Annotated in this window: 11 protein-coding genes; 10 read left to right on the forward strand and 1 reads right to left on the reverse strand. The window is 68.1% G+C overall.

Annotated features, from left to right (window positions below; translation table 11 throughout):
- The first annotated feature begins 3 nt into the window (after window positions 1–3).
- From FRAQA3DRAFT_RS26170 to FRAQA3DRAFT_RS26190, 7 genes are all read left to right on the forward strand, one after another.
- Window positions 4–1581, forward strand: a complete 1578-nt coding sequence (locus tag FRAQA3DRAFT_RS26170; RefSeq protein WP_232291776.1) for a GMC oxidoreductase — start codon at window positions 4–6, stop codon at window positions 1579–1581.
- Window positions 1578–2456, forward strand: coding sequence for an NAD(P)-dependent oxidoreductase (locus tag FRAQA3DRAFT_RS26175; protein WP_009742066.1), 879 nt, complete (start codon window positions 1578–1580; stop codon window positions 2454–2456). Before FRAQA3DRAFT_RS26170 ends, FRAQA3DRAFT_RS26175 begins: the two co-directional genes overlap by 4 nt.
- A 647-nt stretch (window positions 2457–3103) precedes the next feature.
- A complete protein-coding gene (locus tag FRAQA3DRAFT_RS33690) occupies window positions 3104–3844 on the forward strand; it encodes a glycoside hydrolase family 16 protein (protein ID WP_157467680.1) in 741 nt (246 codons plus the stop codon).
- A gap of 137 nt (window positions 3845–3981) precedes the next feature.
- On the forward strand, window positions 3982–4644 hold the full coding sequence (locus tag FRAQA3DRAFT_RS33695) for a serine O-acetyltransferase (RefSeq protein ID WP_009742067.1): 663 nt from the start codon (window positions 3982–3984) through the stop codon (window positions 4642–4644).
- Between the two features lie 507 nt (window positions 4645–5151).
- On the forward strand, window positions 5152–5598 hold the full coding sequence (locus FRAQA3DRAFT_RS31840; protein ID WP_051054486.1) for a hypothetical protein: 447 nt from the start codon (window positions 5152–5154) through the stop codon (window positions 5596–5598).
- Between the two features lie 50 nt (window positions 5599–5648).
- Window positions 5649–6503, forward strand: a complete 855-nt coding sequence (locus FRAQA3DRAFT_RS26185; RefSeq protein ID WP_009742068.1) for a TIGR00730 family Rossman fold protein — start codon at window positions 5649–5651, stop codon at window positions 6501–6503.
- Window positions 6500–7108: a TIGR00730 family Rossman fold protein gene (locus tag FRAQA3DRAFT_RS26190; protein ID WP_009742069.1), complete on the forward strand. Its 609-nt coding sequence runs from the start codon at window positions 6500–6502 to the stop codon at window positions 7106–7108. The genes FRAQA3DRAFT_RS26185 and FRAQA3DRAFT_RS26190 overlap by 4 nt, the downstream gene beginning before the upstream one ends.
- A 156-nt stretch (window positions 7109–7264) precedes the next feature.
- Here FRAQA3DRAFT_RS26190 and folP read toward each other — a convergent pair whose 3' ends face one another.
- The gene (gene folP / locus FRAQA3DRAFT_RS26195) at window positions 7265–8077 is read right to left on the reverse strand and encodes a dihydropteroate synthase (protein ID WP_157468753.1); all 813 of its coding nucleotides are present in this window, start codon (window positions 8075–8077) and stop codon (window positions 7265–7267) included.
- Window positions 8078–8346: 269 nt separating this feature from the next.
- On the opposite strand from folP, the gene FRAQA3DRAFT_RS26200 reads away from it, so the two are divergent.
- The 3 genes from FRAQA3DRAFT_RS26200 to FRAQA3DRAFT_RS26205 all read left to right on the forward strand — a co-directional run.
- A complete protein-coding gene (locus tag FRAQA3DRAFT_RS26200; protein ID WP_009742071.1) occupies window positions 8347–8709 on the forward strand; it encodes a DivIVA domain-containing protein in 363 nt (120 codons plus the stop codon).
- Window positions 8710–8926: 217 nt separating this feature from the next.
- Window positions 8927–9094: a DUF3117 domain-containing protein gene (locus FRAQA3DRAFT_RS33700; protein WP_009742072.1), complete on the forward strand. Its 168-nt coding sequence runs from the start codon at window positions 8927–8929 to the stop codon at window positions 9092–9094.
- Window positions 9095–9187: 93 nt separating this feature from the next.
- The coding region (locus FRAQA3DRAFT_RS26205; RefSeq protein ID WP_009742073.1) for a M17 family peptidase N-terminal domain-containing protein at window positions 9188–9658 on the forward strand (471 nt) is incomplete at its 3' end.

Raw genomic sequence — 9658 nt, forward strand, 5'->3', positions numbered from 1 at the left:
ATCGTGGGATCCGGCCCCGCTGCGGCTGGCGCGGCGCTTGCGCTGGCCGAGGACCCAACTCAGGATATTCTGGTTGTGGACATCGGCACCCGTCTGGAGGCGGATGCGGCGGGGGTCGTTGACGAGCTTGGCACTTCGCAGCCGGAAAACTGGTCAACGGATCAGATCGAGATGATCAGTCGGCAACCCGTGGCCACCTCGCGGCGGGCTCTTCCCGAGAAGCGAGTCTACGGTTCGGACTTCCCCTTCCGCGACGAGGGACAGCTACGCGGGCTGAGCTCGGCCGCCGGTGCGAACCGTTCGGTCGTGTCCAGCGCGTATGGGGGCTTCAGTAATGTGTGGGGCTCGCAGCTGATGCCTTACAGCGAAGCGACGTTCAGAGACTGGCCCTTCTCGTTGACGGATCTGGCCCCTCACTACCGGAAGATCCTCGACCACGTGCCACTGACCGGCGCGGTTGACGACCTTGCTGAGATATTTCCCCTGTTCCGAGAGCCGCGGCCGCTGCCATCGCTGGCCCCGCGCACCCGGCAGGTTATCGGGGACTACGACAGGTACCGGGCGAAACTCCGGCGTCACGGTGTGATCGTGGGAAAGGCTCGCCTGGCCGTGCAGAGCGAGCAGTGCGTCCGTTGCGGGCTGTGTATGACGGGTTGTCCCTACCGGCTGATCTACTCGTCCACCCAGACGTTCGATGAACTCATTGACAAGGGCCGGGTCAAATACCTGCCGGGTCTACTGGTTTCCCGCGTAGAGGAGTCCGAGACCGGGGTCCGCGTGTTCGCCCGAGAGACGGCGACATTGCGCATGCAGGAGTTCGACGCCGATCGGGTCCTGCTGGCGGCCGGGGCGCTGGGCAGCACCCGCATCGCTGTGAACTCGATGGGTTGGTTCGGCGAGAGCATCGAGCTCGCCGAATCCATACAGTTCGCTGTACCCATGATCTCCAGGCGTCGCACGCCGGATCCGCGTGCCGTTACGGAGATGACTCTCAACCAGTTCAACATGGTGATCGCGCTCGATGATATCAACCGCGATCTCGCACAGATCCACTTCTATCCATACAACCCGGCGATGGATGAGGCGCTACCAGGGTTCCTGACCCACGGTCCGGCCTCGATGCTCGGCGACGAGGCCATGCGGCACCTGACGGTTGGCCTGGGGTACCTCCCGTCCTGGGAATCACCAAAGCTGGTGGTGAGGGCCTCGCCGGCTGCCGGTGACGGTGACCTGCCGGAGGTTCATCTAAGCGGGACTCGTGATAACTTCCGGCGGAACGGGATGCTTCGGCAGGTGGTGCGCCGACTGGTCAAAGCGGCGCCGTTTCTCGACCTGTGGCCTGTCGTGCCGATGATTTCCTGCTCCGCCCCAGGGAAAAGCTACCACTGGGGCGGTAGCTTCCCCCATTCCCGTAGCGCTCAGAGGGGCCGGTACGCGAGCGATCCTCTCGGCCGGGTAGGCGGTTGGCAGCGCCTTCACTTGGTGGATGCGTCCGTACTTCCCTCGGTGGCGGCGACAACTTTCACGTTCACAATCATGGCGAATGCCCATCGCATAGGATCAGAGTTGAGGGGACTGTGACGCAGTCTAATACGCGCACCGTAGGAATCACCGGTGCTCAGGGCTACCTAGGTGGGGTGATTCAGGAAGCGCTGCGCGAGGATGGCTGGAAGACGGTGCAGCTCGTACGGCGGCCGCCGTCCGACCTGAGCAACGAATGGCGTTTTTATGACTCCCGGCGGGACTTCGCGCCCGGCCTTCTCGATGGTCTCGACGCGCTCGTGCACTGCGCCTACGACATGAAGGCTCGGCGCTGGTCGGAGATCCAGGCGGTGAACATCAAGCCGACCCGCAACCTCCTAGCTGCGGCGCAGCACATCGTTCCGAGGGTCGTCGTTCTCTCGTCGATGTCAGCCTATGAGGGGACGAGCCAGCTGTACGGAACGGCGAAGCTCGCCATCGAGCGCGACGCTCTCGCCGCCGGCGCCTCCGTCATTCGTCCCGGCCTGGTTTACGGTAAGAGAGCGGGCGGCATGGCCGCGACTCTCGCGCGATTGGCTCGTCTGCCGGTGAGCCCGGCTCCTAGCGGAGATCCATACCAGTTCACGGTTCAGGAAGAGGATCTGGCAGCCGTGGTCACGGCACTGCTCGCCAGGGACCAAGCGTTTCCGTCGCCGCTGGGCGTGGCGCATCCGGAACCTGTGCCCTTCCGGGACATCGTGGCCAGATTCGGCCAGGAGGCCGGTCGCTCTCCGCGTTTCCTGCCCGTCCCGTGGAAACTTCTTTACGGTTCGCTAGTCGCTCTCGAGGCATTGCGGATCCCGCTACCCGTCCGCTCCGACTCGATACTCGGACTCATTCGGCCCGCGCCGCTCGTCGCGAACTATGAGCTTGTGAAAGAGCTTGGTGTGTCACTGCGCTCTTTTCCGCGCCGAGTAGAGGAGGTGGATCGGTAGTGGAAAGAATGAGTGCCGGTGTGGTGATAAATGTTGATCGGACCGCGGCGTGAGATGATGCGCATGCGAGTGGTCGGCATATTGCTACGGCGTGATATCAGTCACGAACTGATCGCCGCTGGGAATTATTTTATCTCGCGGGATGATGCGGCTGGCCTTATTTGAAAGCGGATAGTTAGTCGCTGCGGCAGTCATGTCGAGGCACTTCGTGGCGTGCCGCTTACTTGTGTCGGCCGTCTCCATTTGCTGACATGACAAGGCGCTGGTACTTTCGGGTACAGTACTGTGATGACCTTCCGCTGTGTTGACGATTTGTTGTGACGGAAGATGCGGGGCGGCGGATGAGACCTCGAGCGGGGCGGCGGAGATGGCGACGTGGCGGGCTGGTTGTGCTCGTCCTCGTAAGCCTGGCGGTGGGATGCGGGACCTCCGATAAGGAGCCTGACGTGGCCGGCCCTGCTTCCAGCTTCTCATCGACCGGTCCCGATGGACGCTCGGCGGTCCCCACCTCGCCGCCCTCCGGGGTCTGGTCGCCCTCTGCGAGTGATGGACCTGCTGGTCCTGGTCCGGCGGGTGGTGCTCCGTCGGCCGCGGTTCCTTTGCAGCCTTCTGCGGAGCCTCCTTCGGAGGACGGCACGCGGCCGCGCTTGCTGTGGACGGAGGAGTTTGAGGGGCCAGCGGGTGCTTCGGTCGATCCCGGCAAGTGGTTGATCACCACCGGCGGCAAGTGGGGTCCGACTGATGTCGCCTGCTACACGAAGAACCCGCGCAACCTTGCACTCGACGGGAAGGGGCACCTCACGATTACGGCAATCGCTGAGCAGTCCGCCGAGCCGGGCTGCGCAGGCACTCAGTTTACGTCCGGCAGAGTGGAGACCCGGGGTAAAGCATCCTGGAAATACGGCTACTTCGAATTCCGTGCTCGGCTGCCTATTGGTACCGGGACGCTGCCCGCCCTATGGCTTCTCGGGCCGAACGGTATCTACGACTGGCCTCGCTCCGGCGAGATCGACGTCGTTGAGGCGACGGCGAACGAACCGGCCACGGTGCATACCAACATTGTTGGCGTCGACCGCGCTGGAAACCGCTGGGAAGCCGGTTGGTGGGGAAAAGAGAAAAATTACGTGTACCCGGGTGGCGTACTTTCGGACCGCTATCACACGTACGCGCTGGACTGGGGGCCGAATAAGCTTGATTTTTATTTCGACGGAATGCGCATTCGCCATATTGAACAAAAAGATACGCCCGTCTGGCTCTGGAACCGGGACTTCTATATTATCATGGATATTGCCGTAAGTGCGAAGCTGAGCCCTCCGCTTCCGCCGGCCTCCGCCTTCCCTCAGGCCCTCTCGGTCGACTATGTTCGCATCTATAGCAGTAAGCCGTAGTGACATGGTCTGCGGATGTTCCCTGGCTCAGAGGGAACACTAGGCGGAGCCCCTGAAAGAGCTCTCTTCCGTCCGGGGAGTAAAAGGTTCCCCGGGGGAGCGCGCTACTCCATCATCCTTGCTGTTAGGAGAAACTCTTGAAGGAGGCGGTCCTGCGGGACATCGATCGCTACGTCTATTATGACCAGGGCGGTCGCAAACCTCGGCGTGTCGGTCTCGGTAAATTTATGGCGGTCCTGAATAACCCCGGCCTTCAGGCGATACTCGTATACCGCTTCGGTGCCTTTGTCTCCCGGCGGAGAGCGGGCGGGGCTGGTGTGCCCGAGAGAATCCTGGGTGTGATCGCTTATCGTCTCCTGTCTCGGGTGTCGCAGATCGTGACCGGCATTTGGATTTCACCGGAGGCGCAGGTCGGACCGGGTTTGTTTATCGCTCATTTCGGAGGCGTGATCATTGGTGCATGTGAAATTGGAGAAAACTGCAACATCGGGCACGATGTCACGATAGGAAAAAGTGGCACCGGGGAGAGGTTCGGCCGTCCGAAGATCGGTGACCGGGTGAGTGTCGGTACGGGAGCACGGATATTGGGCCGCGTCGACATAGGAAATGATGCTCTTATCGGCGCCAATGCGGTCGTGACGAAGTCCATCGCTGCCCGAGCGGTTGTGGTGGGTGTGCCAGGCAGGGTCGTTTCAGGCCGGGGGGCGTTCGGTTATGTCGAGTATTTTGGGATGGCCGAGGATCGAGCAAGGGCTGCGTCACATGCTCTAGCTGACGAATACGCGGAAGAGACTGGGTAGCCGATTTCTCCCGGTGCGGGCGGCCCGAGATGGTGGTGAAGTCGTCCTCTACCGCGGCACCCCCGCGAGCTGAAGCCGGACCTGCGGGTGATGGCGACACCCTGACCGCACCGGCCTGGATGCGCACCGGTGGCACGCTGTCCGGGCCGTCCGGCGGGCCCCCTGCGACCCTGTCCACCGCCGCCTTCGCCGCTTACCTGGCCGCCTATGCCCGTGCCTACGCGGACGACGGTGTGTCGGCCGACCTGATCTCTCCGCTGAACGAACCGCTGGCGCCGTCCACGAATCATCCCACCATGCCGCTGACGACCCAGCAGGAGTCGGCGGTGATCGCCGTGCGCGGTCCGGCGCTGCGCGCGGACGAGCTGAGCACCCGGATAGCGGTCTCCGATCAGAACTGGGATTTCGGGCTCCTACGTCCTGCAGGTACTCGGCGACCCCGCGGCGGCGCCGTGGATCGCCGGGGTCGCCTCACACTGCTACGGCGGGGACCCCTCCGCTCAGGCGGTGCTGCGCAGCCGGGCGCCGAACCTCGCCCAGTACCTCACCGAGTGCTCCAGCGGGTCCTGGTCGAAGGGATTCGGCGACTGCCTGCGCTGGAACGCGCAGAACATGCTGATCGGCGCGACGCGCAGCGGCGCTGCCACGGTCGCCTATTGGAACGTGGCGCCCGACGAGACCGGCGGGCCCAAGCTCGGCGGCTGCCCGAGCTGCCGTGGCCTGGTCACAATCGACCGCCGTACCGGAAACGTGAAGTACAGCCCCGAGCACCATACGCTCGGCCAGCTAGCCATGATCACCGATCCGGGTGCCGTCCGGGTGGACACCCCCTGGTCCGGACCCGGTGGGCTGGCTCCACGGGTATCCCTGGGTGAGGGCACGCTGCTTCTGATCTGCGGACGTGGGCCACGTCATCCGGCGATGTCCGGGCCGTGTCCTATGGTGCCGTGGTGATGCCGCCTTCAAACTCGGATCAGACGGCCGCGCCCCCGCCAGAGGAGGAGGTGACCGTCACCACACCGGAGATCGATGGCACGCCCGCAGGTCCGCGGGTCGGTGCCGATTCGGCCTTCACTACGGGGCGGGAGCGCCGCTACCCGCCGCCGGAGCAGTTCCGCGGTCCGGTGGTCGCCCGCCGCGGGCAGGTCGAACGTTCCACCACCGACCAGCGGCTGCTCGACACCCGCAGCCCGTCGGGTTTCGTGCACGGCGACCCGTGGCGGGTGATGCGGATCCAGAGCGAGTTCGTCGAGGGCTTCGGGCTGCTCGCGGAGCTGCCGCGGGCCGTGACGGTCTTCGGTTCGGCGCGCATCCCCCCGGACGACCCGGTCTACGCCCAGGGCCGCCGTCTCGGCGCCGCGCTCGCCGAAGCCGGATTCGCGGTCATCACCGGCGGGGGGCCGGGGGCGATGGAGGCGGTCAACCGCGGCGCCCAGGAGGCGGGCGGGCTGTCGGTCGGCCTCGGCATCGAGCTGCCGTACGAGCAGCGGCTGAACGACTGGGTCGATCTGGGCGTCAGCTTCCGGTACTTCTTCGTCCGCAAGACGATGTTCGTCAAGTACGCCGAGGCGTTCGTCATCCTGCCCGGCGGGCTCGGCACGCTCGACGAGCTGTTCGAGGCGCTCACCCTCGTCCAGACCGGCAAGGTCACCCGGTTCCCGGTGGTCCTCATCGGGTCGCGGTACTGGTCGGGCCTGGTGGAGTGGCTGCGCTCCACCGTCGTGCCGGCTGGCCTGATCAAGGAATCCGACCTGCATATTCTGTCGATAACCGACGATGTGGAGGAGGCGGTGCGCATCATCGTGGAGGGGACGGCCGGGCACGCCGGGCCGCTGCGGTCGGAGGTGCGGGAACCGTGAACATCTGCGTCTACTGCGCGTCCTCGTCCGCGATCGACGCCGCCCATGTGGAGCTGGCGGCCCAGACCGGCGCGGAGCTTGCCCGGCGCGGCCACACCCTGGTGTCCGGCGGTGGCTCGGTGTCGTGCATGGGGGCGGTGGCCCGGGCGGCGCGGGCCGGTGGCGCCCGCACCGTCGGGGTGATCCCGCGGGCGCTGCTGGCGCTGGAGGTCAGCGACACCGAGGCGGACGAGCTGATCGTCACGGACACGATGCGGGAGCGCAAGGCGCTCATGGACGCCCGTGCCGACGGCTTCCTCGCGCTGCCCGGCGGGCTGGGCACGCTGGAGGAGCTCCTGGAGATCTGGGTGGCCCGGGTGCTGCGCCTGCACGTGAAGCCCGTGGTCGTCCTCGACCCCGGCGGGGTCTTCGGTCACCTGCGGCTGCTCGTCGACGAGCTCGTCGAGGGCGGGTTCGTCCGGCCCGTCGCCCGCGACACGCTGATCTGGGCCGCCACCGTGGGCGAGGCCCTGGACCGGTTGGAGGCCGCCGCGCCGGCGGGCGTGGTACCCGCCGGCGTCGCCCCGCCGCAGCCGACCGACCGGGAGATCATCGAAGGCGATTGACGGAGGCGGCGTCCCGGCCCCGCCCCGCCTCGCGTCGTCGGGCCGCCTGCCCGTCCGCGGAGTTCCGCGACTAGCCGGAGGGTTTCGTGTCCGTTTCGTCCCTCTGGATGAGCGGGAACGGGGTCCGGGGCGGGGACGGGGTCGGGCGGGGAAGGGTCAGACGACGCCGCGGCGGGCGACGGCGAGGTCGGCGTCGCCGCGGATCGCCGCGACCATCCGCAGCGTGCGCACCGTCGCGGCCACCTGGTGGGCGCGGAAGACCCGGGCGCCGAGCCAGGCGCTGATCGTCGTCGCGGCGAGGGTGCCCTCCAGCCGCTCGTCGACCCCGGCGTCCAGGGCCTCCCCGACGAAGTCCTTGTTCGACATGGCGACCAGCACCGGCCAGCCGGTGGCCGCCAGCTCCGGCAGCCGCCGGGTGGCCTCCAGCGAGTGCCGGCTGTTCTTGCCGAAGTCGTGACCCGGGTCGATGAGCACCGAGTCGGGACGAACCCCCAGCGCCACGGCGCGCTCGGCGAGTCCCACAGTGGTGGTGACGATGTCGGCGACGACGTCGTCGTAGGTCATCCGGTGCGGCCGGGTCCGGGGCGGCAGATGCCCGGCGTGGGTGCAGACGAGGCCGGTGCCGAACTCGGCGGCGACCTCGGCGAGCCCCGGATCGACCCCGCCCCAGGCGTCGTTGAGCAGGTCGGCGCCCTCCCCGGCGACCACTCGGCCGACCGCCGCCCGCCAGGTGTCGACGCTGATCACCAGGTCGGGATGGCGCGTGCGGACCGCGGCGACGAAGCCGCCGACCCGGCGAAGTTCCTCGGCCGGGCTCACCTCCCCGCCGGGGGCCGCCTTCACCCCGCCGATGTCGATGATCCCCGCCCCGTCGTCGACGGCGCGGTCGACGGCGTCGAGGGCCTCGGCCTCGCCGTACGTCGCGCCCCGGTCGAAGAACGAGTCCGGCGTGCGGTTGACGATGGCCATGACGACCAGCTCCGACGGTCCGAAGACGCGCCGCCCCAGCCGCAGCGGCCCCTGCCCCGCCCGTCCGTCCCGAACCGGCGGCGCGTCCTGGGCCGGCTGGGCGTCCTGCCCCGGCCGGTTGTCATGTGCAGGCTGCGCGGTCCGGGGCGCCGCGTCGGTCGTCAGGGCGGTCGTCTCGGCGGTCGTCTCGGCAGTGTCGGCGTCCACCCGGCCAGACTGCCAGATCGGGCGGGGTGACCAGGGCGGCCGGGACATGGCACGATCGACCCGTGGTGCTCGCCGTCGAGATCGTGATCGTGGCCGCCGTCGTGTTCGCCGTGGCCGCGCTGGCCGTCGGCCGCTTCGACCGACTTGCCCCGGCGCCGCCCGACAGCGCCTCCGTCGGCCTGCCCGCCGACACGGTGACGGCCGGGGACGTCACCCGACTGCGGTTCGGGATGGCGCCACGCGGCTACCGGATGGCCGAGGTCGACGCGGTCCTGCTGCGCCTGGCCGAGGAGCTGGCCTGGCGCGACGAGGAGCTGGCCCGGCGCGACGACGAGCTCGTCCGGCTGGCGACCTTCGCGCGCATCGGCCCCGCGGCCTCGGCGCAGGAGCATCCCGCCGTGCCGCTGGAGAAGTCGGAGGACTGACGGCCGGTCCCCTCGTGTCTCGCATCCCGTTGACGGACGGTCGATCTGAGTCACGCGAGACCGACCGCGGGCGCGCCCGTCGACACCGGACACCCACTGTTCGATGCCGGCACCGCCGACCGTTGTGATGCCGCGGGGAGACGTGTTTCGGTTTGCGGTCCGGTCTACGGGATAATCGTCGCCAGACGCAGGTCCGACGGCAGGAAGAGGTGCACCGATGGCGGCCATGAAGCCGCGGACGGGTGACGGTCCGCTCGAGGTGACCAAGGAGGGACGCGGCATCGTCATGCGTGTCCCGCTGGAGGGGGGCGGTCGGCTCGTTGTGGAACTCACCGCTGACGAGGCGAGTGCGCTGGGGGACGCCCTCAAGACCGCGATCAGCTAGCTGTCGTTGCGCAGGTGTCGGTGCGGCCGACCCGCGGCAGGTGGGGCAGGCCGTCCCGGCGGCGGTTGGTGCGGCGGCGACGAGGAGGGTCACATGACCATGGACGGATCCGCGTCGAGTCCGGTGCTCGATGCTCTCATCGGGTCGCCACCGGAGATCACGCTCCGGTCCGGGAGCGCCGCCGACGCGGCGGCCCCCGTCGTCGCCGTCGTGCTGGCGGCGGGGGAGGACGGGCCGGTCTTCGACGCGGCCGCCCGGCGGGCCGGCGGCGATCTCGGTGTGGAGCTCGACCGCCTCGTCGAGACCGAGTCCCTGCGCGGTGACGCAGGCTCCGTGCTGGCCGTCCCGCTCACCGGCGCGGACCGTTCGGTCACCAGGCTGCTCGTGGTGGGCGTCGGCGCCGGCCAGCCGAGGGACTGGCGGGCCGCCGGGGCCGCCGTGGCGCGCCGGGCCGGCACTGCGGCGCGGCTCGCGGTGATCGCGCAGCCCGCGCCGGTCGGCCTGCGGGCGTTCGCCGAGGGGGTCGCCCTCGGCTCCTACCGCGTCTCCGGGCTGCTGGATCGG

This window comes from Frankia sp. QA3 (assembly GCF_000262465.1).
GTDB lineage: Bacteria > Actinomycetota > Actinomycetes > Frankiales > Frankiaceae > Frankia.